A 25461-nucleotide genomic window follows, 5' to 3' on the forward strand; every position below is an offset into this window, starting at 1 on the left:
CTTCGACCAGCCGCGCGCCTTCAGAGACGGTCACCATCGCGTAATTGCTGGGGTTGAACGCCTTGTCTTCCATGACCAGCGTCGCCAGCCGCTCCGGGTCGAACGGGACCTCGGAGATCAGCGCGCGCTCGACGCCCGCCAGATACGCGGCGATCAGCGCGGTTTCGCCCGAGTTGCGCCCGAACAGCTCGACCACGGCGATACGTTCGTGCGACCCGGCGCTGGTGCGCAGGTTGTGGATGAATTCCACCGAGCGGGTGACGGCGGTCGAGAAGCCGATGCAGTAGTCGGTCCCGTAAACGTCGTTGTCCATCGTCTTGGGGATGGCGACGACCTTCATGCCTTCGCGGTGCATGCGCTCGCCGTAGCTGAGCGTATCGTCGCCGCCGATGGGGATCAGCACGTCGATGCCCAGCGACTCAAGCACGTTCAGCACGTGTTCGGTGTAGTCCTCGACCGCGCGCCCGTGCTTGTCCGTTTTCGTGGGCACGGTCATGCCCTGCAAAAATTCGGGAACCTGGCCCGCCAGCACGTTCTGCGGGTTCGTACGCGACGTGTGCAGGAACGTACCACCCGTGCGGTCCACGGTGCGGACCACGGTCTTGGTGAGCGGCTGAATCCAGTGCGATTTTTCCTCGTCGGACGAGTCGGGGTTGTAATTTAGCAGGCCACCCCAGCCCCGGCGAATTCCGTAAACCTCGTGGCCCGCATCCACCGCGCGGTTCACGATCTGCTTGATGCACGGGTTGAGGCCCGGAACGTCACCACCACCCGTCAGCACACCGATCCGTAACATACTAATCCTCCCTGAAGTGTTCGATATTAAGCATAAAAGCTGTTTATTGGCGGAGCCGCCGGTCAGGCTATCCGGGGACATAACCTGGAGGCTGGCGACGATCCATCCGTTATTATACCAGTGAGCGCGACTGGCCGCTGTTGACTTTTATCACCAAAGGCGGTGTGAGGGGATATGCGCGCGGCGGCGGCAGAACCCCAAACGGCGCTCGTCTCTTGTGCGAAAGGGAGACGAGCGCCGGATCGTGCGGGATGGATGTGGGCCGGGCGGCTAGCGCGCCAGCATATCCGCCATTTGGATATATTCGGTGCTGACGTTTTTGTCTTTGTCGGTCGCGTCGGCCAGGGAAACCGTGCCGATGTCGCGCCCTTGCAGGCCGACCATCACGCCCGTTTCGCCGCCCAGCAGGCACTCGACCGCGTGCACGCCCAGGCGTGTCGCCAGGAGCCGGTCGAACGCCGACGGATCGCCGCCGCGCACGACATGGCCGAGCACGGTCATACGCACCTCGAAACCGGTTTCGTGCCCTTCGAGGAAGGCCGCGACTTCGTGGATCCTGGGCGTCGCGCCCTCCGCGATGACGCCGATCGCGTGGTTCTTGCCGCGCATGTAGGCGTTTTCGAGCGCTTCGGCCACTTCTTGGAGCGTGAAGGGGCGTTCGGGGATCATCACGAATTCCGCGCCGCCGAGGATGCCTGAGATCGTCGCCAGATAGCCGCAGTTGCGCCCCATGACTTCGATCAAAAAGCAGCGTTCGTGGCTGCTGGCCGTGTCGCGCAGCTTGTCCAGCGCGTCGATGATGGTGTTCAGCGCCGTATCGACGCCGATGCTCATGTCCGTGCCGTAGATGTCATTATCGATGCTGCCGGGCACGCCCACCACGGGGAAACCCAGTTCGTGCAGCGAGTGAGCACCACGCAGGCTGCCGTCACCACCGATGACGACCAGCCCCTCGATGCCGTGCTCGTTCAGGCGACGCAGGCCGCGCTTCTGGCCCTGGAGGGTGCGGAATTCTGCATTACGGGCTGTTTGCAGAATCGTGCCGCCGCGACCGATGATGCCGCTGACGTCACGATTGGTCATCCGCTCAAAGTCACCCGCCAGCAGCCCGGAAAACGCCTGACGGATGCCGTAAACTTCGATTCCATGGGCGGTTGCGGCTCGCACCACCGCGCGAATAGCCGGGTTCATGCCCGGGGCATCGCCACCGCTCGTCATTACCGCGATCGTTCTGATTGCCATGTGTACGCAAGCTCCCCTTGCCGAGCACCACAGTTACTCAACATCAAGCGGGTTTATAACACTGCCCACTTGGGGCTGTCAATTGGTCGCTCTGACAGTTTTTGCCGGGCACGGGAGCGTGCAGCGCATATTTTACGGAGATTTAACCGACGCTGCCCCCCGTCCCAACGCTTGCCGTTTCGATCATACGGTCGATGTCGTCCGAGAAGCCGTCGTACTGGCTTTCCGGCACGCTGACCGTCCAGTGCGACGCGCTGCTGCTGCTGATCGGGATGAAGAACTCGGTGACGTGCATGCTGGTGGGGGCGTCGGCGTTTTGCAGGATCGCCTGCGTGCCCAGCGAGCGCACGCTGTCCACGCGGTAGCCGCACAACTGCCCCTGGTCGATGGTCGCAAAGGTGGCCTGATCGCCGGTCGCGCCCTGGACGATGCCTGATTGGGCGCTGTTCACGGCGCTGCACGAAAAGCTCTCGACATCGGCGTCGCTGGCCTGCGCGATGCCCTGGAAGGTCAGGATGCTCGGTGCGCCGCCCTGAAGGAGCTGCACAGGGTTGGTTTCAAAAATGGGCACGTCCGCGTTTTGCAGCGTCTCGGCGGCCAGATCGACCGCTTTGCTGGCCCAGGTCTGCGTCGTGTCATCGAACGGCATCGACTGGTCGAGAATATCGCTCACCGTGGACCACAACTGGTCGCCGTCTTCGGCGAGATACCAGCTGCGCGGAACCCTGACCGACACCGCGCGGTTGTCGATCTCGAATTCCACGTCCTTGCGCCCTGCGTCGCCGGGCAGGTAGGCCAGTGCCCAGTCGCCCGGTCCGAGATTCGCGCTGCGGTTGGCATAGGCGATCACGCCGCAGGCGACGGCGGGCAGCACGATGAACAGAATCAGGATGAGAAAACACGACTGGATGCACCCGCAGCCGAGACATCCCCGGCGGCGTTTGCGTTCTACGATCCGCTCGTGCCGGACCACGGATTCCTGCACGGGCGCACCATAGGCGGGCGCTCCGTAGGAAGGCGGCGCGCCGTAATAAGACGCGGGCGGCTGTTGGGGCGGCGGCGTCTGCAGCGGCTGCCCGTAGGCGGGCTGCCCATACGACGGCTGGCCGGTCGGCGTGCCGTTGTAGGGCGGTGGGGTCTGCTGCGGCGCGTAAGAAGGCGTTTGCGGCGGCGTATAGGGCGCGGCGGGCGGCGGCGTTTGGGCAGGTGTGGCACTCCCCAGGCGCGATCCGTACTGCTGGACGAACTGATCCCGGAGCGTGCGCGCCTGCTGGTTGGTAGGATTGATGCGCAGAACCTCGTTCAGCGCGCGCTCGTATTCGACTTGATCGGCGGCGACGGACGCCAGCCATAACCAGGCCATTTCGTTGTTGGGATCGGTCTGGACGACCTGGCGCAGCAGCAGCCGGGCGTCGTCGCGGCGTCCTTCCTGGGCGAGTTTGACGGCTTCATGGAGTTGCGATGCCATGGGTGAAATCTCCTGCTCGTGAAATGCCACGCCACCACGCACTAAGTAATAGCCCGTTGAATGGCTTCGTGTACGGATTATCCTTCATAACTGCGCGTTCGGACAAATTTAAGGGAAAGCCGCCCCCCAGATCGGCGCTCAGCGCCGGAGAGGCGGCTCAAAAAGAGGCGAATCATCGATCCGCCTCTCGTTTGGCAGCCGGAATTACCGGCGCAATCCCGTGAGCTACGGGTTGAGCGTGCCCATGAAGTAGTCGAGGAAGGCGGCGCCGTCCGGCGCGGTGGCGACCTCGATGCGCGGGCCGTTGCCGACCGGCTTCGTGCGCCCAAAGTCCGGGCCGGGCACATCGATCACGGTGACGTCGCGCTCGGTCATGGTCGCCAGCGACGGGTCGGCCATGATGCCAGCGGCCAGCGGATCCCAGAAGTAGTACCCGCCGGACTCGATGAAGTCGGTGCTGTTCGACAGCGCCGTGTAGACGAATTCCGCCTCGGGCGTGTGCTTATCCGCCTCAAGCTGGTTTAGGAAGTCCATCGACAGCGGCACGTCGTTGGTCGCGTCCAGCGGGACCAGCGTGATCGGTGCGCCGGATTCGAACACCATGCGCGCGGCAACCGGATCGCAGTAGATGTTCCACTCGGCGGTGGTGTTTTCATCGCTGACTTCAGAGCCGGGCACGTCCACCGCGCCGCCCATGACGTAGATCATCTCGATGTTATCGATCAGCGACGGCGTATCCTCGAACGCCTGCGCGATGTTCGTCAGCGGGCCGATCGCCAGCACGGTCACTTTTTCGGGGGAGTCCTGAACCGTGGAGGTGAACAGCGCGACCGCGTCTTCATCGACCGGCTGGCCGCCTTCCGGCAGTCCCAGCGCGGCGACGGCCTCAAGATTGGTGCGCCAGTCCGCCGGGACGGGGTTTTCGCCCACCAGCGGATCGTCGCGCCAGCAGCTCACCGGGATGTCACCTGCGTCCGCCAGCGCCACGATGCCCAGCGCGGCCTGCACGCCCGCGTCACAGAACGCCCAGCCGGTCCCGGTGACGGTGATCGCCTTGACCTCAAAGTTGGGATCTTTGAGCGTGAGCAGGGTCGCCATGAAGTCGTCGGTGGTCATGTCGGTGTCGATGATGACCGGGCGGGGAGTCTGGGCGGCGGCGGGAGTCAAAAACGCCCCTGAGAGGGTACAGCACAGCAACAAAACGAGCGCAACTCTTTTAAACATCCCTAATCCTTTCTGTTAGTAACTCTCCTTCCAGTATTGGCCGATTTCAAAACGCCGTCAAGCGCCCATCTGGGATGGCGCGGTGGGATCGCCGCTGCACGATCCTGCGCAGCACCTCCAAAATAGGGCGGATCGGGTTCGCGCGCGCCTTAAACTGCGTTTAACCCGGGACCCGCCGACTGTTAAAAACTTTTAAACTGCCGCCCCGGGCTTTTTACCCATACACTCGCGCGAGGATGCGGTCCAGCAGGCCGGGGAAGCGCTGCCCGGCCCATACGAACAGCCAGTCGATCCAGCGCAGCGTCATGGTGCGCGGCTTACGTTCGAGGGCCTGGGCGATGCCGCCCGCGACGCGCTCCGGCGTCATGGTGGGCCAGCGTGTCGCCACGCGCCCCGGCTGGCCGAGCCGCTTTTCCGCGAACTCGGTGTGCGTCTGCCCGACGTGCAGCACGCTTACCGCGATGTGGCCCGCCTTCAGCTCGCCGCGCAGGGAGCGCGCCAGGGCGTCCGTGGCGGCTTTGCTGGCGCTGTAGGCTGCTGCGTAGGCGCCCGGCACGGGGCCGAGGATGGACGACACCATCACAATATGCCCGCCGCCGCTGGCACGCATCGCCGGGACCGCCGCGCGGACGCTGTGGATCACGCCGTCGATGTTGGTCCGCAGCACGGCGTCCAGGTCGTCCCACGGCGACTCGACCAGCGGCCCACGCTGCCCGATGCCCGCGTTCGCGACCAGCACGTCCAGCCGGTTGAATTCCGCCAGCGTCAGCGCCACCGCTCGCTGCATCGCGGCGGGATCGGTGACGTCGGCCTCGATGGGGAAGATCCTGCCGGGCAGCTTACGTTTTTCCGCCTCTTTGACCGTGTCCGCGAGGCGATCGCTGCGCCGCGCGACCGCTGCCACGCCGTCGCCCATGGCCGCGAACAGCAGCGCCGCCGCACGCCCGATGCCCGATGACGCCCCGGTAATGAAAATCACGCGTTTGGGCGGTTCCGGCGGAATGAGTTTTTCGTAGACCTGCATGAAGTGGTTGTCCTGTTCGTTGTTCAGGCGCTGTATTCGGGTTGGGCGGAAATGTACCTCACCCCCGACCCCTCTCCAACTTGATTGGAGAGGGGAGCAAACCATGATCGTGCGTGCTCCGCCCGGTTGATTCGCCGGGCAGTTCGTGAACGGCCCCATGCGCACCAAGTTAACGGATCGATAGGTATCTAGCCCTACGATGAACCGGCGATCCGGGAGCAAGCCGCCAAGCCGGATGTGTGTAGGGGTAGAGCTTGCTCTACCCGGCTTTGCCGATCACGGGCGATGCAAGCATCGCCCCTACGAAAGACAGAGTCGTTTACCATGCCGCTGAATGCTTAACTTGCTGTATAGGGGCAGTTCGTGAACTGCCCCTACATCGTCCCTGATCCCTGTTTCCTACCGGATGGGGCGCGTGACAAGGCCCCAGACGTCGTCGCGCACGTCCATCACGGACGAGCCATCGACCGCGACGCGCCACAGGTGCGTCTGGGGGATGTACGGCGCGAGCAGCGGATCGCTGCTGGGCAGGCTGGCGGCCACCACCTGATTGTTGAAGGCGTTGATCAATGCCGCGTTGGAATCGACCACCGTGGCGAACACGTGCTCCTCGGTGGCGGCCAGCGAGCTGACGCCGTACACGTCCGCACGCCACGCCAGCTTGTCGATCGTACCGGTGACGAGGTTGAGGCGGTAGAGCGTCACGTTCGCGCTGCTGGTATCCACCGGGAAGCTGGTGTTTACGTTCAATTGCAGCGGGGTGGTGGGATCGTAACGCGAGATGAAGTACAGCATGGTATCGTCCGGCGACCACGCGATGCGCTCGATGGTCCCCAGGCCGCCCGCGATCTGGATCGCATAGTCGCGCGTGCCGCCCGTGATCAGGTCGATGATGCGGATCACGCCGCCGGTCGTCGGCCCTGCCAGATAGGTCTGCGTGGCGTTGGTCGCTGCCGCGCCGGGCAGAAATGCCGCGTCCCACACGGAATAACTTTCCGTGCCCAGCGTGAAAATGCCCAGGCCCGGATCGGGGAAGCAGCACGTTCCGAACAGGTTGCTGCCATAGCTCGGCCACAGGTTCGGGCGTCCGGGGCCCAGCAGGCCGCCGTCGCGGGCGTAGAGCGCCGCCGCGAAGGTCAGGTTGGCGCGCGTTGTGCCGGACGCGTACCGCCCGAAGTAGCCCGCCAGCTTGCCCGTCCCGCCGGAAAGCAGCAGCATGTTCGCCTCGCGCAGCGGGAACGAGACGATGCCCGGTTCTTCCTCCTGGGGGGCGGTCGTTTCCAGGTAATAGAGCACGCCCGTATCATGCGTGAAGGTGATCGTGCGGCCAAACGCGCCGGGAACCTGTACCGCCGGGCCGCCCTGCCCGCCCGTTTCGTAGAGCGCGTTGTCCTGGGCGATAAAGAGGCGGCTGCCGTCCGCGCTCCACACCAGCCGTCCGCCCTGGCCGGTGCTGAAGCTCGGCCCGGTTTGTTCCAGAGGGACACCGTTCGCGTCCGCCAGGGTGACGGTGTTCTGCCACACGTAAGCGAGCCGGACGTCGTAGGGAGAGGTGATTTGCGCCAGACTTTGCGCTGCCGGGGCGGTGAGGGCGAGCATCAATGCGGCGAACAAGATCAGGCGGAACCGGATAGGGTGCTGCATCATCGCGCTTATCTCCTGCGGGTGGGGAAGGAGGTCGCTGGCCGGGTCCAAGTGTACCGCGTGCCCGAAGGCGGCGAAAATAGGACCGTGGGCGCACATGCTCTTGACGGTCCGCCGCTTTCCGGCGGACAATACGCAAACGTGCGCTGACGTGGGGCGCTTCCTGGTCCTCCCCGCGTGGTGAAGGGCGCACCGGACAGAGGATCTCGCCATGAATCCGCAGCAGTACGAAGCATTTACCCGCGCACTCGTGGACGGCCTGGAACGCGATCCGCGCGTCGTGGGGCTGATGGCCGCCGGATCGATGGCGGCGCAGTCGCACCAGCCCGATCAGTGGTCCGATCACGACTTCTGGCTGGTCGTGGAGACGGACGCGCAGCCCGATTACCAGAACAACGGCGACTGGCTGCCCGATCCCACGCAGATCGTGCTGTGGATCCGCGAGCATCACGGCGGCTTCAAGGTGCTGTACCGCAGCGGCCACCTGCTCGAATATGCCGTGTCGGATCGGGCCGGGCTGCTGCACGCCAAAGTGAACGATTACCGCCTGCTGATCGACCGGATCGATCTGGCGTCGGATCTGGCGCGGATGCAGCGCACGACGATCGAAGAAGCCCAGGCCGTCGCCCAAAACGAGGCGGCGCTGTTTGGGCAGTTCCTCACGAACTTGCTGGTGGCCGTGTGGCGGCTGCGGCGCGGTGAGCAGATCAGCGCGCGCGTGTTCGTCGCCGGGTGGGCGACGATGGCGCTCATGCAGTTGATCGCGCGTCACGTGCCGACCGAGCATCCCGAAGCGCTCGACAACCTCGATCCGCTGCGCCGCGTGGAGCAGGCTTACCCCGAGCTGGGCGCGGAGATCAACGCGCTGCTGAGCCTGGACATCGATCGCGCGGCGGTGGGCCTGCTCGATCTGGCCGACCGGCTGCTGCGCGATCGTCTGGCGGCGTATCCCGCCGAGGCGGTGGCGACGGTCCGCGCGCAGATGTTGGCGTGAGAGCGGGGACCGCAGAAAGTAAGGGCAAAGGCAGACCTCACCCCCGGCCCCTCTCCAATCAAGTTGGAGAGGGGAGACAGGCAGGGTGGGTTGGGGTTGGCAGGGGCCGCCATTTAAGAGCGGAATCGTATCAAACGCGCCCCTGTAAAATAGGCCGGGAAAACGCTTTTTCGGATTGCAAATTACGAACTTATGTTCTATGATTAGGGGGTGAATTCCGCCTCAGGAGGGACCCCGTGCACGCCGTCAGCGTCAGCCGCCGGACCGACATCCCCGCGTTTTATGCGCCCTGGTTTGCGAACCGCTTGCAGGCGGGGTTCTGCCACTGGCTGAACCCCTATTCCGGCGCGGTGTACCGCGTTTCGCTGCGGCCTGAGGACTGTTTCGCGTTCGTGTTCTGGACGCGCAACCCCCGCCCGATGCTGCCGGTCCTCGATCGGCTGGACGCGGGCGGGTACGCCTATTATTTTCACGTCTCGATCACCGGCTACGGCGCGCCGCTGGAACTGCACAATCCGCCGCTGCCCGCCGCTATCGGGGCGGTGCGCGCGCTGGCGGAACGCATCGGGCCGGAGCGCGTGCTGTGGCGTTACGATCCGATCGTGTTCAGCAGCATCACGCCCTTCGTCTACCATCTCGATCACTTCGCCGCCATCGCCGCACAGTTGGAAGGTCTGACGCACCGCTGTTCGTATTCGTTTCTGGACTTTTACGGCAAGACGCGACGCAACCTCGACGCCGTGCGCGCCGAGCATGGCATCACGTTCGAGGATCCGGGCGCGCCGGAGCGTGACGCGCTGCTGGCCGGGTTCGTGGAGATCGCCGCACAGCACGGCATCACGTTGTACGGCTGCTGCGAGGCCGATCACGCGCGTATCCCGGCGATCCAGCCGGGGCGCTGCCTCGATCCCGATCTGCTGGCGGTGATGGTCGGGGAGCGGATGCCTACGCTCAAGCCGCAGCCGACGCGCGAGCACTGCGGCTGCGTGCGTTCGGTGGACATCGGCGCGTACGATACGTGCCTGTTCGGCTGCCGCTACTGCTACGCGACGAACACGCTCGACGCGGCGCGGGCGCGTCGTGCCGCGCACGATCCTACCGACACGATCCTGGTCCGGCCTCCGCATCTGGCGGGTGTGGACCTGGATACGCTGGTGAAGCCGCCCGCGCAGCAGGACGTCCCGGCGGTCCAGCCCTCCCTGTTCGGCGGGGCGTGATGGGGCAGGTGCTGTACTTTGCCGCCGCCAGTTCGTATACTTGAGCCAGAACCACAAACCAGTGTGCAGGAGCCTGACCAATGTTGACCATTCAGGTACACGACGAAGAACTGGCCCGCCGCCTGCGGGAGATCGCGGCGCGCGAGAATCGCCCGGTCGAAGAGGTGCTGAAGACGCTCGTGGACCAGTATCCGGCGGAAAAGCTGGACGATCCGGGGGCGCGTGCGCCGAGCGACGCGGTGAAGCGCGTGCGCCGCAAAGCCTACACGAAGGCGCGCCAGTACTGGCAGTCGGTGGGGGACGGCGAGAAAGTCGCGCTGACCGACGACGAGCTGGACGAGCAGTTCGGCGTGTTCGACGAGGACGGCATCCCGCGCCTGAAGTCCGAGCTGGCCTCGCTGGAACCGCCCGTTGGCTCCCTGGCGTATGCGGCGAAGATCGCACGCGAGGCCAACATCCGCACGGAAAATCCGATCGATGCCTCGAAAGCGGACGATATCCTGAACGAGGAATTTGCCGATTATCTGCTCAACCGCATGAGGGGCGAAGATGACATCGAGCAAGATTCTCGTTGACAGCAGCTTCTTGTATGCCCTATATGATCGGAGTGCCAGGGACAACGAGATCGTAAGCGCCATCGGCGATCTCTACAGCGGGCAGTTTGTGATCCCTTACGTCACTTTGACCGAGGTGGCATTTTTGTTTCGGCGAGCAGGCGAAGCGCATGCTGTCGCCCGCTTCCTGAACGCGCTCGTGAAAGGCAATTATCAGTACGAGGGCCTCTCGCCGGATGATTTGCGCCGGGCAGCGGCTATTATGGTGCAATACGCGAGCGCGAATTTTGATTTTGTGGACTGCTGCATCATGGCGCTGTCGGAACGCTTGCAGATCACGCAGGTCTGCACGCTCGACCGCCGCGACTTTTCGATCTTCCGCCCCGCGCACTGCGAGTACCTGGACCTTCTGCCGTAGTGAGTTTCATCCGGCCTCTGAAAACAGGAGATGGTCGCTATGTTTGACAGCGTCGATTGCGTCCGGTTGTACGTGGCGGATCTGGAAGCAGGGCTGCATTTTTACCGCGACCAGCTCGGGCACGACCTGATCTGGCGCACCGGTGACGCCGCCGGGCTGCGCATCCCGGAGAGTGAAGCCGAAATCGTGCTACATACGGAGCCGCATCCGCCGGAGATCTGCTTCAAGGTCCCATCGGCGGACGAGGCGGCGCGCCGCTTCGAGGAACTGGGGGGCAGCATCGTCGTGCAGCCCTTCGACATCCAGATCGGGCGGCTGGCCGTGGTGCGCGATCCCTGGGGAAACACGTACGTGATGTTGGACATCACCAAGGGACTGCTGGCAACCGACGAGCACGGTAATGTGATCGGCAACCTGCCGCCGGATAACTCATCCGAATAGGCTTGTTATCTCTATCCCAGAATCGGGTTAGTGCGCTTTAACTTTCAAATTCGGACAAAACCAGGGCGGGTTATAAACCCGCCCCTACAAAACCCCATCGGGCGCTTGCCTGTCTCCCCTCTCCAACTTGATGAGGGCCGAGGGTGAGGAACCCGTTTTCTCGCTCGGAACGTGCATCACACGCGCTAAATGATCTGCTTTTCCTGGTACAGCCCGAACTCATCGCGCAGCACGTCGGTGATCTCTTGCAGCGTTGCGTCGGCGCGGGCCGCGTCGAGGATCGGCGGCATCAGGTTGTCCGTGCCGCGTGCCGCCGCCCGCAGACGGTCCAGGCAGCGCGCCACGGCATCCCCGTCCCGCGCCGCGCGCAGATCCTCCAGACGCGCGCACTGCCGCTCGTAGCCCTGCGGGTCCATGTCGAGGATCGGAATACGCACTGGCTCGCTGTTGGCGTAGGCGTTCACCCCGACGATCTGCCGCTCCCCGCGATCGACTTCCTTCTGGAAACGGAACGACGCGTCCGCGATTTCCTGCTGGAAGAAGCCCGCTTCCAGCGCGCCGAGCACGCCGCCCAGCGCGTCGATCTTGCCGAAGGTGTCGTATGCTTCGGCTTCCAGATCGTCGGTGAGCTTCTCCACGAAGTAGCTGCCGCCGAGCGGATCGACTGTGTTCGCCACGCCGGACTCGTGCGCGATGACCTGCTGCGTGCGCAGGGCCAGCGTGACGGCGTGCTCGGAGGGCAGGGCGAGCGCCTCGTCCATGCTGTTGGTGTGCAGCGACTGCGCGCCGCCCAGCACCGCCGCCAGCGCCTGGATCGCCACGCGCACGAGGTTCACTTCCGGCTGCTGCGCGGTCAGGCTGACGCCCGCCGTCTGCGTGTGGAAGCGCATCAGCCAGCTGCGTGGATTCTTCGCGCCGAACGTCTCGCGCATTTCGCGCGCCCAGATGCGGCGGGCCGCACGCAGCTTGGCGATCTCCTCGAAGAAATCGTTGTGCACGTTGAAGAAGAAGCTCAGGCGCGGCGCGAAGTCGTCGATGTCCAGGCCGCGGCGCAGCGCCCAGCGCACGTATTCCAGGCCGTTCGCCAGCGTGAAGGCCAGCTCCTGCCCGGCGGTCGATCCGGCCTCGCGGATGTGGTAGCCGCTGATGCTGATCGTGTTCCACTGCGGCAGGTGGCGCGTGCCGTACTCGATGGTGTCCGTCACCAGCCGCATGGACGGCTCCGGCGGGAAGATATATTCCTTCTGCGCCTGGTACTCCTTGAGAATGTCATTTTGCAGCGTGCCGCGCAGCCGCGCTGCCGGGACGCCCTGCCGTTCGGCGGCGGCGATGTAAAAGCCCCACAGGATCGCCGCCGGACTGTTGATCGTCATCGACGTGCTGACGTCGCCCAGCGGGATGCCGTCGAACAGGATCTGCATGTCGCGCAGGCTGCTGACCGCCACGCCGCACTTGCCGAACTCGCCCAGGGCTTCCGGCGCGTTGGTGTCGTAGCCCATCAGCGTGGGCAGATCGAACGCGACCGACAGGCCCATGTTGCCCTGCTGAAGCAAATATTTATAGCGCGCGTTGGTTTCCTCCGCCGTGCCGAACCCGGCGAACATGCGCATGGTCCACAGCTTGCCCCGGTAGCCGGTGGCGTGCACGCCGCGCGTGAAGGGGTACTCGCCGGGCAGTCCCAGGTCGCGCAGGTAGTCCTGCTCCGCGACATCGAGCGGGGTGTAGACGCGCTGCACGGGCCGCCCGCTGATCGTCGTAAACGAGGCGGGGCGCTCCGGCTGGCGGCGGGTGGCGTCGTTCAGGGTGGTGTGTTCCCATTGGTCGCGGGCGGCGCGGATCTGAGCGATCTTGTCAGGCTCAAACATAAAGGGGTCCTTTTTTAGACTTCGATGCGTGTCTGATTCTAGAAACGAGTAGCTGAAACGCCTACTGCGAGTGGGCCGGATGGTAGGAGCAAGGTGCGCCGAGTGGCCTATGGCGAATTGCGCCGCGCGGCTCATGACCACCGCCGCGAGTTCGCGTATCATGAGTGCATTCTTGATGGAAACGTGAGCACCGCAAATTCGAGACGTGCACAAGGAGAAAATGGAAATGTTGAATCTAGCGCTGTTGTTCCTGGTTGTGGCGATCATTGCGGCAATTTTGGGCTTTGGTGTCATCGCCGGGGCCGCCGCGACACTGGCGAAAATCGCGTTCTTCGTCTTCCTGGTTCTGTTCGTCGTGTCGCTGCTGTTTGGCCGCCGCGCAGCCGTCTAACACGCTCAACACGCAATCCCCCCCAACAGGTAGGGAGCGGAACGACAAAACGGGCAGCATGTGCTGCCCGTTTTGTGATTCTTTGGGTAGGCAAGCGGAGGGGAAAGAACAGTCGTTAGTCGTTTGTTTTTAGTTGTCAGTCAAGAGCAAGGGCAAAAAGCAGACCTCACCCCCGGCCCCAAGGCGGCAGCGATTAGCCGTTAGCCGTTAGCCGTTAGCTCAGAGCAAAAAGCAACGGCAAGAGCAAAAAGCAGACCTCACCCCCGGCCCCTCTCCAATCAAGTTGGAGAGGGGCGACAGGCAGAGTTCGGCGGGGGTTTGTGGGGGCGGGATGCTAGCCGATACGCGTTAAGTTAAGCGCATTACAGGGAAAATCGGGAGCCATGCTTTTCGTAGGGGCGGGGCTTGCCCGCCCGCTGAGAGAAAAGCCGGGTAGGGCAAGCCCTACCCCTACGGTGTCCATCGCTCGCGGTTTGCAGCCGCGCCAGGAGGAAGCAGCCGCAATTGCCCCGGTAGCTCAATGCCTATGGGGTTTCTAACCCGCCCCGGTTTTACACGCTCTACGACGATGGGCCGGGCGGCGGCGTGGGCTTGATCTCCGTCACGGCCAATTGCAGCCCCAACGATCGCAGCACGCTCGTCACGCTCAGCTCGTAGAAAAGCTGCGCCATGTATTCGGCGGAGTAGGTCGTCTCGTTTTCCAGCCACCAATCGATCATGCCCAGCAGCGAGTTGGCGAAGTGGTACGCCACGATCTCGATCGGCATCGGGCTGCGCTTGCCCCGCAGAAACGCCAGCAGAATTTTCTGCGCATTGACCGCCGCAAACTCGCGCAGGCGGCGCTCCACGCTGACCACCGCCCGCCCGCTGAGGATGATGCGGTACAGATCGCGGTTCTCCTGCGCGTGGCGGAAAATGGTCAGAATGGGCGACGTCTCGCCGTACATGAACATGTTCTTGAGTTCGGGCGTGATGCGCTCTAACAGGTCGTCCACGATGGCTTCCAGCGTGCTCAGCAGAAGCTGATCCTTGTCCTTATAGTGCAGGTAAAACGTGGCCCGGCCCAGATTGGCCCGGTCGGTGATGTCCTGCACGGTCACCGAGTCGTAGCCCCGCTCCAGGCTGAGGTCGATCAGGGCCTGGCGCAGGAGCTGATCCGTGCGCTGTACGCGACGGTCCTGCTTTTGCATAGCCTTCTTCCCTCACGATTCTAGACAAATGTCTATTATTAGACAGCATGCTTGAATTGTGCGTTGACTTTGCTTGCTTCTCTATTATCCTTCTTTCTAGACAGTATGTCTAGTTCTGTTTGAGCTGTTCATCTTGCGCTCTCAACGGATGTGCTCAGGAGGCAGATGGGGATGTTTGCGAAGATTGGAAATTTCGCCACGCGGCACCGCTATGCAATCGTGCTGACGTGGATTGTTCTGGCGGTCGTGATTACGGTGCTCGCGCCGAGCATCGATGATGTTGCCAGCTCGGATCAGGCGGACTTCCTGCCCGCTCACGCGCCGTACCAGCACGCGGACGAGGTCTACCAGGAAGCGTTTCCCGACCAGTACACGCTCGGCTCGACCTACGTCGTGATCGACGCGAGCCGCGTGGGCGACGTGCACGACGAGACCGTGTGGTCGTTCATCGGGGAGCTGGAGACGTGGCTCAACAGCGACGACGCGCCCGCCAACATCACGAAGGTGATTGCGCCGACGACCAACCCGTACGCGGAAAAGCTGACGATCGCGGACGATCAGAAGCTGGCGATCGTGTCCGTGGACCTCAGCACGGGGCACATTGCGACCGAGACGGCGGATACGATCGACGTGATCGACCAGTGGGTCAGTGCGCACAAGCCCGCCAGCATCGACGCGTATCAAACCGGCGCGTCGCCCATCGTCATCGACACGGACAAGTCGATCCGCACCAGCGTGGATCGCACCATCTGGGTGACGATCGTGCTGGTGGTGCTGCTCCTGCTGCTGATCTACCGCTCCCCGGTCAGCCCGCTGATCCCGTTGATCACGGTGACGCTGTCCTACTTCGTGACGCGCGGCGTAGTCGGTTGGATCGGCGACAACGTGATGACCATCACCAGCTACGTGAAGGTGCTGATGGTCGTTATCCTGTACGGCGCGGGCACGGATTACTGCCTGTTCATGATCAGCCGTTTCCGCGAAGAAATGGCCGATACGACCGATACCGACGCAGCCACGCGCAGCACCGTGCACAAGGTGGGCGAGACGATCACCAGCAGCGCGGGCACGATTTTCGTGGGCTTCATGGCGATGGCGCTGGCCGAGATGGGCCTGTTCAACACCACCGGCCCCGCGCTGGCGGTGGGCATCGTCGTGATGCTGGCCGCCGGGCTGACCCTGACGCCCGCGCTGCTGGCGATTTTGGGCGCGCGCGCTTTCTGGCCGGGCCATGCCCAGCACCGCGCACCGGGCCGTTATTTCCAGAAGATCTCGCAGATCGTCAGCGCCCGCCCGCTGATCACGGTGCTGGTGATCGTGGCGCTGATGGCTCCGTTCTCCGTCTATGCGCTGACGCTGCGCTTCAACTATGACGCTGTGGCCGACATGCCATCGGATCGCCCCGCGTCGGAAGGCTTCACCAAACTGGGCGAGCACATGGATAAGGGCGCGGTGCTGCCGCTGAACATCGCCGTGACGGAACGCGATCCCGAAACCGAAGCCGCCGAGATCGTCAAGCTGACGAACGAGCTGGCGGCGCTGGACGGCGTGGCGGACGTGCGCGGCATGAACAGCCCGTTCGGCCTGGGCCGCGACTTCGACGGCCTGCTGCGCCCGGACGTGCAGCTTCGCACGGCGGTCGCGGCGGTGCAGTCGGGGCAGGTGGCGATCAGCGATCCGGCGCAGGCGCTGGCGATGGTTGGCGACGTGCAGAACTACCTGACGCTGCTCGTCACGCGCTACCCTGAGATCGCGGACGATCCGGCGCTGGTCACCATGCAGCAGGTGCTCGCCGCCGCGAACAGCGCGCAGACGGTAGACGGCCAGCTTGGGCTGGCGGCCTCGCTGGTGGACCAGATCACGCCCGAAGCGCTGACGCAGATCGACACGGCGCAGCTTCCGGCGCTGTTGAGCGCGGCGGGCGGGTATCTCGATCTGCTGGCGCAGAATTACCCCGACATCGCCAGCGATCCGAACTACACGACGCTCAAGGACGCGCTGGGTGGCAATCCGCTGCTGCTGATCGCGCAGAAGGACAATTTGAAGGCGGCGCTGGAAGGGCTGGCCGCGACGTTCGCCGCGATGGATCACCCGACGCTGCCGATCGCGGATCTGGCGGCGCTGGCCGAACCGTTCATGCCGCAGATCCAGTCGCTGATCGCGGCGCACGAAGACGATCTGCTGGCCGCTGTGAACGGGCTGGCGGACCGCCTCGCGCAGATCCCCGACGCCGCGATCCTGCCGACCGAGGCGGGCGGGTTGTTCGACGCGCTTCAGCCGGTGTTCGACCTGTACCTGGGCGACGATGGCACGGCTTACCGCCTGGAAGTGATCCTTTCCGGCGTGCCGACCAGCTACGAAGCGATGGACACGATCAACGACATCCGCGACATGTTGAAGCCCTATGCCGGGACCGGCGAGGCGCAGGTCAGCGGCAACCCGGTCATGATCACGGACATCCGCGACACGCTGAGCAGCGACCAGATCCGCGCCATTGGGCTGGTGCTGGCGGGCATCTTCCTGGTGCTGCTGCTGATGCTGCGCAGCCTGATCTCGCCGCTGTACCTGATCCTGAGCGTGCTGCTGAGCTATACGACCACGCTGGGCTTCACCAGCCTGGTGTATAAGGTGTTCTTCGGCGTTGATGAGCTGACGTTCTGGATGCCGTTCTTCACCTTCGTGTTCATGGTGGCGCTGGGCATCGACTACAACATCTTCTTCGTGGGCCGCCTGAAGGAAGAGGTCGCCAAAAACGGTCTGCGCGATGGCATCCACACGGCGATGATGGCGACCGGGCCGATCATCGGTTCCGCCGGGTTGATCCTGGCAGGTACGTTCGCCGCGATGATGGCGGGCGAGATCAAGGGCCTGACCGAGATCGGTTTCGCGGTAGCGGTGGGGGTGCTGCTCGAATCGATGATCGTGGTGGGGCTGCTGGTCCCGGCGCTGACGATCCTGGCGGGCAAGTGGGCGTGGTGGCCCGGCGGTGTACCGGGCAGTGCGGGCAAGTCGCCCGTGCCGAGCCGCGAGCTTTCCGGCCAGACGGGGGACTGACGCTCGATCCGGTTTTTTCCCGGTGGGTGAGTGACTTCTAAAGACAGGGTAGGCGCATGGCCTACCCTGTTTCGTACGGGATTTGTAGGGGCGGGTTTATAACCCGCCCTGGTTTGCCGGATTTAAAAGTTAAAGAGCATGAAACCCGCCCCTACAGTTCGCAGGGTCACGAGAGCGTGAGAAAGCAGTTTTCTCGCTCGGAAAGTGCATAACAGCCTACTAGGCTTTCGGCAGCTCGTACAGCTCCACCAGCACGCCCGACGTGCTCTTGGGATGCACGAACGCGTAGCGCGTGCCGTCCTCGCGCGACTTGGGCGCGTCGTTGATCATCTGGACGCCATGTTCCGCGAGGCGCTGCATCGTCGCGTCGATGTCGTCTACTTCCACGCAGATGTGGTGCATGCCCTGGCCGCGCTTCGCCAGGAACTTGCCGAGCGCACTGTCGGCGCTGATCGGCTCCAGCAGCTCGATTTCACTGTCGCCCAGCGGCAAAAACGCGATGTTCACGTTCTCGCCGGGGTTGACTTCCGTCTTGCCAACGGGGATGCCCAGCGCGTCGCGCCAGAAGCTCAGCGATGCGTCCAGGTCTTCGACCAGAATAGCCACGTGGTTGATCTGCTTGATCATTGTCTTCCCTCGATTTCTCAGTTTTTGTCCGGGGCGCACAGGCGCCCGCCTGCCCAGCTTGCGCGATCCATTTGACAGGGGTTGCGACGCAGGCGTATAACAACATGTAGAGGCGATGATTTTAACTCTGTCATCCCTGTCCTACTGAAACTGGCGATGGTGCCGTGGCCTGCCTGATGGGGAGGTAGGCAGCTAGTAAAGGACGTAGGATGCCCATCGAATTGACGTGGATGCAGCCGGACCACATTCTGCTGTCACGGTGGTCGGGTGACGTCCTGCCGGGTGATATGCACGTGCTGGTCGAGGAGCTGTGCATCATCCTAGACGCTGCCGATCGCCTTACGCATACCGTCATCGACCTTGCCGACGCGCGCTCTATTCATCCCGATGTGCTGCCAATTTACATGCAAAGCCCGGCGCCGCTGCACCCCAACCGGGGGATGATCGCCGTGGTTGACGCGACGGACTCGACTCGTGCGCTGGCCGACCAGTTCAACCAGCGCGCAGGGCACGAGATCGTGCGCCTGTTTCCCTCGCGCCTGGAAGCCCGCGACTACCTGCTCCACCTGGATGCGGCATCTGCGCCGGAAGACGATTCCCCCGGCGCAGATCGCTAACGGTTCTGCCTGAGTTTTATCCCGCGTCTTCCGTCGCTTCCGCCGTTGGCGTTTCCGTGGCTGCTGCTTCGGGCGCTTCGGTAGCTTCCGCCGTGGCCGCTTCGGTCGCGGCTGCATCCGGCTCTGCGGTCACTTCCATCTCCGGTTCTTCGGTCGCGGCGGGCGCGGGGGCTTCCGCGTTCGCAGGCGCGGGCAGCGGCGACTGCCACTGCTGCACCAGCGACTGCCACTTGTCGAAGACTGCCGTGCGGCCCTCGTACGCGATGTCCGGCTGGATCAGCGTGCCGCCCTCCTGCAAGAAGCAGCCAAAGCTGGTCGGCAGCACTGCTCCGAAGTTTTCCTTCGCCGCGAAGGCGGTGACCGTCTCCAGCCACAGCGCGTCTAGATCCATGCTGCGCTGCGGGGCCATGCAGTAGCCGTACCACGTCTGGTTGATCCACAGCGACTTGCCGTGATCCGCCGCGTGGCCGTGCTCGTCCAGGAAGTCCTGAACGGCGGGGAAGGCGGCTTCCTGGAACACGTCCATGCTGATGAAGTCCAGCCCGTCGAGATCGAGCATGCGCTCGTAATAGCTGGTGTCGAAGTCGTTGTTGGGCTGGACGGTCACGCCCACCAGGGCATCCGGCACTTCGTCGCGGACGGCGGCGATGAGCTGTTCGGTATGCGCGACCCACGCGTCGAGGTTTTCGTCGTCGTCATCGGACGGCATGTCGATGCCGCTGTAGGTTTCGTACGTCGCCGGTTCGGTGACCACGATGTAGACGGCGGGCTGGTACGTGCTGGCGTAGTAGCGGATGCGCGCCTCGTGCAGCGCGGTGAATTCGTCCCACGTCAGCGGCTCGACGTCTTCGTCGTTCGCGCGCGACAGCAGGTAGGGCGAGTACTGCGAGTCGGAGATCATCAGCGCTGCGCCCGACGCCTTGATGTGGTCCATGTACTGCGACTCGTAGTCGAGCTGTTCAGAGAGTCGCGCGGCGGAATATTCGGGATCGGGCGTGGGGGTTTCGTTCCCGCTGCCGGACGACGGCAGGAAGATGCGCGGCTCTTCCGCTTCGAGCAGCGAGTCGCCGCTGGCATCGACGCGCACCGGAGACGCGCCCGTATCGAGGATGGCGTCCAGCTCGGCCATGCGGGTGCGGAAGTTATCTTCGCCGCGCGTGGCATCGTCGGTGTTGATGGCGAAGCTGTAGCCGAGCGCCACGCCGCTGTTCGCGCCCATGACCAACTGGTCGGTGGTGGCGTCGGCCAGATAATCGTCGCGGTCCTTCGTGAGCGTGTTTTCACGCTCCTGCTGGGCGGTGACGTGCAGGCCGAACGGCAGGCCGACGGCGAACACGACCGCCACGATCCACAGGCTGATCGAGCGCTGGCCGGGCGGCGGCAGCAGACGCTTCCAGTTGATCAGGCTGATCCCGTGCAGCACGATCGTGCCCAGCAGCGCCAGCGCGCCGAGCATCAGGCCGATGTTAAAAATGATGTCGCTGATCTGCCCGAACGGCGACAGCGCCGCCGCCGCGAACAGGAAATAGCGCCAGTTGAATGCTACGACCGCGATGCCGATGGTGACCACCAGCGATATGAGCAGGGGCAGCCGCCGACCGCGCCAGATGCCCATCACGGCTGCCGTCAGGAGGATGCCGCCCGTCAGGATGAGGCCGGGGCCCCAGACGTAAAAGCCGTACAGCCACGCCGTCAGCAACATCATTGCGCCGAGCAGGATCGCCACGATACCCCCGCAGCCTTGCGAGATGGCGGCGAGGCGGCTGGTGGTGGGGGCGGGCGGCTGGGACGCTTTGCCGCTGGCCGTGGTGGTTGACATGCGCGGCAGGTCGCGCAACTTGTCCATAAAAGGATCGGGCGCTTTCGGTTCTTTGACCTCGCCGGAAGCGTCCGGCTGGGAGTCTTCGATGCTCATCAACGTCTCCTTATCACGTACAAAAAAACCGCTTGCCCGGCTCCTATCGCAGTTCCAGTTCGTTACGAGCGATCACGACGCGCTGAATCTCGCTCGTTCCCTCGTATATTTCGGTGATCTTGGCGTCCCGGAAGTACCGCTCGACGGGCAGTTCCTTACTATACCCCATGCCGCCGTGGATTTGTACGGCTTCGTGCGTGACATACATCGCGGTTTCGCTGGCGAACAGCTTCGCCATGCTCGCTTCGAGCGTATAGCGCCCGCCGGTTTCTTTGCTGCGCATCTTCGCCAGCGCCGCCTGATAGGTCAGCAGGCGGGCCGCTTCGAGCCGCGTTTTCATGTCCGCGATTTTCTGCTGGATCATCTGGAAGCCGCCGATCGGCTGGCCGAACGCCTCGCGCTCGCGGGCATATTTCACCGACGCCTCGTAGGCCGCCTCGGCGATGCCGACCGCCTGCGCCGCGATGCCGATGCGGCCCGCATCCAGCACGGTCATGGCGATCTTGAAGCCCATGCCCGGCTCGCCGAGCACGTTTTCGACCGGGCATTCGTAGTCTTCGAAGCCCAGCTCGCTGGTGGCGCTGGCGCGGATGCCGAGCTTCGGCTCCTTTTTGCCGCGCACGAAACCGGGCAGGGATGCGTCGATGATGAACGCGGTGATGCCCCGATGGCCCTTTTCCGGCTCGGTCATGGTGAACAGGATCACGGTGTCCGCGACGGGGCCGCTGGTCACCCAGCTTTTACGCCCGTTGATGACGTAGTGCGTCCCGGCGGCGTTGAGCACGGCGCGGCTGCGCATGGTCGCGGCGTCGCTGCCGCTCATCGGCTCGGTGAGCGAATACGCGCCGATCTTCTCGCCGGACGCGATCGGTGCGAGGTATTTCTGTTTCTGTTCCTCCGTGCCGAACTTCAACAGTGCGTGGCAGACGAGGCTGTTGTTCACGCTGACGACGGTGCTGTGGGCCGCGTCGGCCTTGGCGATCTCGATCATCGCCAGCACGTAGGCCAGCGTATCCATTTCCGCCCCGCCGTATGCTTCGGGGACTTCGATGCCCATCAGCCCCATCTGGCCCATCTGGCGCACGGTGTCCAGCGGGAACTCGCCGCTCTCGTCAAACTCGGCGGCGATGGGCACGATCTCGTGTTGGGCGAAGTCGCGCACGGCGTCGCGCAGCATGATGTGTTCTTCGGACAGGTCGAGCGTGGGGCCGGTGCTCAGTGATTCTGACATCGCAGGCTGCTCCTGAAATCTTCTGAATGAAGTTTATTCACCGGGCCTCTGGCGTGAAGCCCGTGCATAGAACGCCCTCATTGTAACAAAATCCAGTTGCAGCTTCATTACAGATCCGGAGCGGTCGGGGACGGCGCTTCCCAACGGTAGATCGCGGTGATGTGCGGCGCGTCGGGGTTCGCGGTGTCCAGCGGGCGCAGGCCGGAGCCGTCGGCGCGGATGAGGTACATGCGCTCCGGCGTGTCGCGGTGCGAGCGGAACGCGATCCACATGCTGTCCGGCGACCAGACCGGGCTGCCGTCGTAGTCGGGGTGATCGGTCAGGCGGCGCACGCGGTCGCGCTTGAGGTCGTACACGTAAATGTCGGTGGTGCGCTCGACCTGCGTCTCCGAGAGGATCGTGACCGTGGTGCGCACGAACGCGATCGAGCGGCTGTCCGGTGACCAGACCAGCGAGTGATCGTCTTTGTTGTTGTCGGTGATCTGGCGCTTGCCGGATCCATCGGGGCGCATGATCCACACCTCCGACGACCCGTCGCCCACGGCATAGTTCTGCTGGAACGCGATCCACTCACCGTCCGGGGACCAGCGCGCCGCGAAGTCGTTGATCTGCTCGTTGTCGGTCAGCCGCTGCAGGTCGGAGCCGTCGGGGGCCATCGTATAGAGTTCCTGGAAGCCGTCGCGCGAGGTGGTGAACAGGATACGAGATCCATCCGGCGACCAACTCGGCTCGATGTCGTTCTGGTAGCCGGTGAGCTGGGTCAATGCGCCCGTCTCGACCTCCGCCACGAACAGCGCCGAGTGATAGTTGACGCTGTGCGTGAAGACCAGCCGCTCCCCATCCGGCGACCAGACCGGCGTGCCGAAATGCCCGTCGTCCGTCAGCGGGCGCGCGTCGCTGCCATCGCTCGCGGCGACCCACACCTGCATCTGGTTGGCGTTCAGTTCTTCGTGCCAGTGCGTTTCGATGGTCCAGTAGTGCGCGCCGTCGGGCGAAACGTTGCTCAGCGCGTCGCGGGGGAGATCACCGGGCATGTCCAGCGGGGTCAGCACGCCGGACGCCGCGTCGAACCGCGCCAGCACGGTCGTGACGTTGTCCCCCTCGGCGGCGGCGACCAGGAGGCTTCCGGCGGGCGCGGGCCGGTCCGGGGTGGACTGTCGCAGCAGGATCGCCGCGAGAACCGCGAGGACGATCGCAAACAGGGCCAGGGTGAGACCGAGGACGAGCCGGTGCCGGGCGATCCAGACATTCATGCGCGCGCTCCTGTGGGATGGGGTACGTGGTTTCAGTATAGCGCCGCAGCGGGCCGGGGCGGGGATCGCGCGGGGTAATCGTCGTGTCAGGGGCGTTTTGCGTCAAGATAAGGTTTAGATCTAAACAACCTGTTGCCAAATTGCAGACGCGGGCATATAATCGACTCAGATCGATTTAATTGGCGTGTATTAGAAGGCAGTTTGACGTGTCGGCCCAGATGCAGGTTTGCTCGTGTACAGGCTTCAACGGAGGGCTCAAGCACCGCTTGTGGTGTGCCGTCACGCCTTGATCCTGCTTAAAGGCTACTCATGGTGTTTCTAACCGGTCGCGCACTCAAGCGTGGCCGGTTTTTGTTTCCGTTCGCGTTCAATCTGGGGCGACAGACTCCCCATATTCGCCGGAAGAGGCAGAAGGGTAACCGATGAAAATCGCAGACAACGTCACGCAGCTGGTTGGTAATACCCCGCTCGTTCGTCTGAACCGGATCGTGGGTGACATCCCAGCGCAGATCGTCGCCAAGCTCGAATTTTATAATCCCGCCAACAGCGTCAAGGACCGGATCGGCGTAGCCATGATCGAAGCCGCCGAGCGCGACGGCAAGATCGGCCCGGACACGATCATCGTCGAGCCGACCAGCGGCAACACCGGGATCGCGCTGGCGATGGTCGCGGCGCAGCGCGGCTACCGCCTGATCCTGACCATGCCGGAATCGATGAGCAAGGAGCGGCGCAAGCTGCTGAAGGCCTTCGGCGCAGAACTCATCCTCACGCCTGGCCCCGGCGGGATGAACGCCGCCATCGCCAAAGCCGAAGAACTCGCCGCCGCCGATCCCAACGTCTTTATCCCCCAGCAGTTCCAGAATCCCGCCAATCCCGAAGTACACCGCCGCACCACCGCCGAAGAAATCTGGCGCGATACGGACGGCAGCGTCGATCTGGTGGTGGCGGGCATCGGCACGGGCGGCACGATCACGGGCGTGGGCGAGGTGCTCAAGGAGCGCAAGCCGTCGGTGAAGATCGTCGCGGTGGAGCCTGCCGCGTCGCCGATCCTGTCCGGCGGGCAGAAGGGGCCGCACCCCATTCAGGGCATCGGCGCGGGTTTCGTGCCGGACGTGCTCAACACGCACGTTTACGACGAGGTGGTGACGGTCAGCGGCGAGGACGCGATTCAGACCGCGCGCCGCATGGCGACCGAAGAAGGGCTGCTGGTCGGTATTTCGTCGGGCGCGGCGACGTGGGCCGCGATTCAGGTGGGCAGCCGTCCCGAAAACGCGGGCAAGCTCATCGTGGTGATCATCCCGTCCTTCGGCGAGCGCTATCTCTCGACGGTGCTGTACGAAGATCTGGATGTTTGACGCGCCGGAGGCGCTGCCGCCCGGCTGGAAATGGGAATGAGGTGAACGACCATGTCGATCTTGGCGTCGATTCGTGACGATGTCCAGTGTGTACTGGAGCGCGATCCGGCGGCGCGCAACCGGCTTGAGGTGCTTACGAGCTATTCCGGGCTGCACGCGTTGTGGGCCTACCGGGTCTCGCACCGGCTGTGGGAAGCGCATTTGTATCTGCCTGCACGCTGGCTCTCGCAGTTCACGCGCTGGCTAACCGGGATCGAGATTCATCCCGGGGCGCGCATCGGCCCGCGTTTGTTCATCGATCACGGCATGGGCGTCGTGATCGGCGAGACGGCTGAGGTCGGCGCGAACGTAACGATTTATCACGGGGTGACGCTGGGCGGCGTGAGTCTGCATCACGGCAAGCGCCACCCTACCATCGAGGATGGGGTTGTGATCGGCGCCGGGGCGAAGGTGTTGGGCGCGATCACCATTGGGCGTAATACACGCATTGGAGCGAACGCAGTGGTCGTCAAAGACGTGGAACCGGATATGGTGGTGGTGGGTATTCCCGGCAGGCCGGTGCATCGCAGCGGGGCGGAGCCGGAAGCGCATCGCCCGGACCTGGATCACAATATTTTGCCGGACATCATCTCCGAGCGGCTGGATCGCATCCTGGCGCGGCTGGACGATGTGGAGAAGGCCGCACAGGCCAACGGCAACGGTAAGCACGACGCCGAGCGCATCGAGCAGATGCCGGATTACGTGATTTAGGCGGGCAGAAGATCCGCCCTGTGACCTCACCCCCGGCCCCTCTCCAATCAAGTTGGAGAGGGGAGACAAGCACGGCCTCACCGGGGTTTGTAGGGGCGCTGCCCCCGCGTGATTCTGCGTGTTGTAGGGGGCGTATTGCTATACACCCCTACGTGGATGTGCGGGGGCGTGCCAAAAACACGGGCGGGGCA

Annotated in this window: 22 protein-coding genes; 10 read left to right on the plus strand and 12 right to left on the minus strand. The window is 63.9% G+C overall.

Translation table 11 applies throughout. The annotated features are described in order from the left end of the window. From V7116_RS15735 to V7116_RS15760, 6 genes are all read right to left on the minus strand, one after another. Nucleotides 1-796, minus strand: a 796-nt coding sequence (locus V7116_RS15735) for a 6-phosphofructokinase (protein WP_324392900.1), incomplete at its 3' end; no start/stop codon positions are given. Between the two features lie 270 nt (nucleotides 797-1066). Then, nucleotides 1067-2032 (minus strand): 6-phosphofructokinase, encoded by a 966-nt coding sequence (gene pfkA / locus V7116_RS15740; protein WP_442891854.1) that lies wholly within the window; start codon nucleotides 2030-2032, stop codon nucleotides 1067-1069. Nucleotides 2033-2180: 148 nt separating this feature from the next. Beyond that, complete coding sequence (locus V7116_RS15745; RefSeq protein ID WP_324392902.1) at nucleotides 2181-3506, minus strand: tetratricopeptide repeat protein; 1326 nt, start codon at nucleotides 3504-3506, stop codon at nucleotides 2181-2183. A gap of 225 nt (nucleotides 3507-3731) precedes the next feature. After that, on the minus strand, nucleotides 3732-4730 hold the full coding sequence (locus V7116_RS15750; RefSeq protein ID WP_324392903.1) for a nucleoside hydrolase: 999 nt from the start codon (nucleotides 4728-4730) through the stop codon (nucleotides 3732-3734). A gap of 214 nt (nucleotides 4731-4944) precedes the next feature. Then, nucleotides 4945-5754 carry an SDR family NAD(P)-dependent oxidoreductase gene (locus V7116_RS15755; RefSeq protein ID WP_324392904.1) on the minus strand — a complete coding sequence of 270 codons (810 nt, stop codon included), beginning with the start codon at nucleotides 5752-5754 and terminating at the stop codon, nucleotides 4945-4947. 399 nt (nucleotides 5755-6153) lie between these two features. Then, nucleotides 6154-7401 (minus strand): hypothetical protein, encoded by a 1248-nt coding sequence (locus V7116_RS15760; protein ID WP_324392905.1) that lies wholly within the window; start codon nucleotides 7399-7401, stop codon nucleotides 6154-6156. 208 nt (nucleotides 7402-7609) lie between these two features. Here V7116_RS15760 and V7116_RS15765 point away from each other — a divergent pair, with 208 nt between their 5' ends. The 5 genes from V7116_RS15765 to V7116_RS15785 all read left to right on the plus strand — a co-directional run bounded on the left by V7116_RS15765 (nucleotide 7610) and on the right by V7116_RS15785 (nucleotide 11022). After that, on the plus strand, nucleotides 7610-8392 hold the full coding sequence (locus V7116_RS15765) for a hypothetical protein (RefSeq protein ID WP_324392906.1): 783 nt from the start codon (nucleotides 7610-7612) through the stop codon (nucleotides 8390-8392). 236 nt (nucleotides 8393-8628) lie between these two features. After that, on the plus strand, nucleotides 8629-9609 hold the full coding sequence (locus V7116_RS15770) for a DUF1848 domain-containing protein (protein ID WP_324392907.1): 981 nt from the start codon (nucleotides 8629-8631) through the stop codon (nucleotides 9607-9609). Nucleotides 9610-9689: 80 nt separating this feature from the next. Further along, on the plus strand, nucleotides 9690-10184 hold the full coding sequence (locus V7116_RS15775) for a hypothetical protein (RefSeq protein ID WP_324392908.1): 495 nt from the start codon (nucleotides 9690-9692) through the stop codon (nucleotides 10182-10184). Beyond that, nucleotides 10159-10581, plus strand: a complete 423-nt coding sequence (locus V7116_RS15780) for a type II toxin-antitoxin system VapC family toxin (RefSeq protein WP_324392909.1) — start codon at nucleotides 10159-10161, stop codon at nucleotides 10579-10581. Before V7116_RS15775 ends, V7116_RS15780 begins: the two co-directional genes overlap by 26 nt. 39 nt (nucleotides 10582-10620) lie before the next feature. After that, nucleotides 10621-11022, plus strand: coding sequence for a VOC family protein (locus V7116_RS15785; protein WP_324392910.1), 402 nt, complete (start codon nucleotides 10621-10623; stop codon nucleotides 11020-11022). A gap of 185 nt (nucleotides 11023-11207) precedes the next feature. Here V7116_RS15785 and V7116_RS15790 read toward each other — a convergent pair whose 3' ends face one another. Continuing rightward, on the minus strand, nucleotides 11208-12887 hold the full coding sequence (locus V7116_RS15790) for an acyl-CoA mutase large subunit family protein (RefSeq protein WP_324392911.1): 1680 nt from the start codon (nucleotides 12885-12887) through the stop codon (nucleotides 11208-11210). 226 nt (nucleotides 12888-13113) lie between these two features. Between V7116_RS15790 and V7116_RS15795 the strand changes: the two genes are divergently transcribed. Next, nucleotides 13114-13278, plus strand: a complete 165-nt coding sequence (locus tag V7116_RS15795) for a DUF1328 domain-containing protein (protein ID WP_324392912.1) — start codon at nucleotides 13114-13116, stop codon at nucleotides 13276-13278. A 560-nt stretch (nucleotides 13279-13838) separates the two neighbouring features. Here the strand turns inward: V7116_RS15795 and V7116_RS15800 are convergent. Beyond that, nucleotides 13839-14468: a TetR/AcrR family transcriptional regulator gene (locus tag V7116_RS15800; protein WP_324392913.1), complete on the minus strand. Its 630-nt coding sequence runs from the start codon at nucleotides 14466-14468 to the stop codon at nucleotides 13839-13841. A 171-nt stretch (nucleotides 14469-14639) separates the two neighbouring features. On the opposite strand from V7116_RS15800, the gene V7116_RS15805 reads away from it, so the two are divergent. Further along, nucleotides 14640-17522: an MMPL family transporter gene (locus V7116_RS15805; RefSeq protein WP_324392914.1), complete on the plus strand. Its 2883-nt coding sequence runs from the start codon at nucleotides 14640-14642 to the stop codon at nucleotides 17520-17522. 219 nt (nucleotides 17523-17741) lie between these two features. Here the strand turns inward: V7116_RS15805 and mce are convergent, their stop codons facing one another. Then, entirely contained in the window at nucleotides 17742-18149 is a 408-nt protein-coding gene (gene mce / locus V7116_RS15810) for a methylmalonyl-CoA epimerase (protein ID WP_324392915.1), read from the minus strand. A gap of 209 nt (nucleotides 18150-18358) precedes the next feature. Between mce and V7116_RS15815 the strand changes: the two genes are divergently transcribed. Then, nucleotides 18359-18766: a hypothetical protein gene (locus V7116_RS15815; RefSeq protein ID WP_324392916.1), complete on the plus strand. Its 408-nt coding sequence runs from the start codon at nucleotides 18359-18361 to the stop codon at nucleotides 18764-18766. A gap of 16 nt (nucleotides 18767-18782) precedes the next feature. Here the strand turns inward: V7116_RS15815 and V7116_RS15820 are convergent, their stop codons facing one another. The 3 genes from V7116_RS15820 to V7116_RS15830 form a co-directional block, all read right to left on the minus strand. Next, nucleotides 18783-20681 (minus strand): hypothetical protein, encoded by a 1899-nt coding sequence (locus tag V7116_RS15820; RefSeq protein WP_324392917.1) that lies wholly within the window; start codon nucleotides 20679-20681, stop codon nucleotides 18783-18785. Nucleotides 20682-20724: 43 nt separating this feature from the next. Further along, nucleotides 20725-21912 (minus strand): acyl-CoA dehydrogenase, encoded by a 1188-nt coding sequence (locus V7116_RS15825; RefSeq protein ID WP_324392918.1) that lies wholly within the window; start codon nucleotides 21910-21912, stop codon nucleotides 20725-20727. A 107-nt stretch (nucleotides 21913-22019) separates the two neighbouring features. Next, a complete protein-coding gene (locus V7116_RS15830) occupies nucleotides 22020-23165 on the minus strand; it encodes a TolB family protein (protein WP_324392919.1) in 1146 nt (381 codons plus the stop codon). 422 nt (nucleotides 23166-23587) lie between these two features. Here V7116_RS15830 and cysK point away from each other — a divergent pair, with 422 nt between their 5' ends. After that, nucleotides 23588-24520, plus strand: a complete 933-nt coding sequence (gene cysK, locus V7116_RS15835) for a cysteine synthase A (protein ID WP_324392920.1) — start codon at nucleotides 23588-23590, stop codon at nucleotides 24518-24520. A 51-nt stretch (nucleotides 24521-24571) separates the two neighbouring features. Further along, entirely contained in the window at nucleotides 24572-25270 is a 699-nt protein-coding gene (epsC, locus tag V7116_RS15840; protein WP_324392921.1) for a serine O-acetyltransferase EpsC, read from the plus strand. Nucleotides 25271-25461: the final 191 nt, after the last annotated feature.

The sequence above is a fragment of the Aggregatilinea sp. genome (assembly GCF_036822615.1).
Taxonomy (GTDB): Bacteria; Chloroflexota; Anaerolineae; order Aggregatilineales; family Aggregatilineaceae; genus Aggregatilinea.

What these genes read in the sequence shown, in the direction of transcription:
- V7116_RS15745 (WP_324392902.1), bottom strand. Translation starts at nt 3,506, where the DNA reads ATGGCATCGCAACTCCATGAAGCCGTCAAACTCGCCCAGGAAGGACGC.
- V7116_RS15750 (WP_324392903.1), bottom strand. Translation starts at nt 4,730, where the DNA reads ATGTTTAAAAGAGTTGCGCTCGTTTTGTTGCTGTGCTGTACCCTCTCA.
- V7116_RS15755 (WP_324392904.1), bottom strand. Translation starts at nt 5,754, where the DNA reads ATGCAGGTCTACGAAAAACTCATTCCGCCGGAACCGCCCAAACGCGTG.
- V7116_RS15760 (WP_324392905.1), bottom strand. Translation starts at nt 7,401, where the DNA reads ATGATGCAGCACCCTATCCGGTTCCGCCTGATCTTGTTCGCCGCATTG.
- V7116_RS15765 (WP_324392906.1), top strand. Translation starts at nt 7,610, where the DNA reads ATGAATCCGCAGCAGTACGAAGCATTTACCCGCGCACTCGTGGACGGC.
- V7116_RS15775 (WP_324392908.1), top strand. Translation starts at nt 9,690, where the DNA reads ATGTTGACCATTCAGGTACACGACGAAGAACTGGCCCGCCGCCTGCGG.
- V7116_RS15780 (WP_324392909.1), top strand. Translation starts at nt 10,159, where the DNA reads ATGACATCGAGCAAGATTCTCGTTGACAGCAGCTTCTTGTATGCCCTA.
- V7116_RS15785 (WP_324392910.1), top strand. Translation starts at nt 10,621, where the DNA reads ATGTTTGACAGCGTCGATTGCGTCCGGTTGTACGTGGCGGATCTGGAA.
- V7116_RS15790 (WP_324392911.1), bottom strand. Translation starts at nt 12,887, where the DNA reads ATGTTTGAGCCTGACAAGATCGCTCAGATCCGCGCCGCCCGCGACCAA.
- V7116_RS15795 (WP_324392912.1), top strand. Translation starts at nt 13,114, where the DNA reads ATGTTGAATCTAGCGCTGTTGTTCCTGGTTGTGGCGATCATTGCGGCA.
- V7116_RS15800 (WP_324392913.1), bottom strand. Translation starts at nt 14,468, where the DNA reads ATGCAAAAGCAGGACCGTCGCGTACAGCGCACGGATCAGCTCCTGCGC.
- V7116_RS15805 (WP_324392914.1), top strand. Translation starts at nt 14,640, where the DNA reads ATGTTTGCGAAGATTGGAAATTTCGCCACGCGGCACCGCTATGCAATC.
- mce (WP_324392915.1), bottom strand. Translation starts at nt 18,149, where the DNA reads ATGATCAAGCAGATCAACCACGTGGCTATTCTGGTCGAAGACCTGGAC.
- V7116_RS15815 (WP_324392916.1), top strand. Translation starts at nt 18,359, where the DNA reads ATGCCCATCGAATTGACGTGGATGCAGCCGGACCACATTCTGCTGTCA.
- V7116_RS15820 (WP_324392917.1), bottom strand. Translation starts at nt 20,681, where the DNA reads ATGAGCATCGAAGACTCCCAGCCGGACGCTTCCGGCGAGGTCAAAGAA.
- V7116_RS15825 (WP_324392918.1), bottom strand. Translation starts at nt 21,912, where the DNA reads ATGTCAGAATCACTGAGCACCGGCCCCACGCTCGACCTGTCCGAAGAA.
- V7116_RS15830 (WP_324392919.1), bottom strand. Translation starts at nt 23,165, where the DNA reads ATGAATGTCTGGATCGCCCGGCACCGGCTCGTCCTCGGTCTCACCCTG.
- cysK (WP_324392920.1), top strand. Translation starts at nt 23,588, where the DNA reads ATGAAAATCGCAGACAACGTCACGCAGCTGGTTGGTAATACCCCGCTC.
- epsC (WP_324392921.1), top strand. Translation starts at nt 24,572, where the DNA reads ATGTCGATCTTGGCGTCGATTCGTGACGATGTCCAGTGTGTACTGGAG.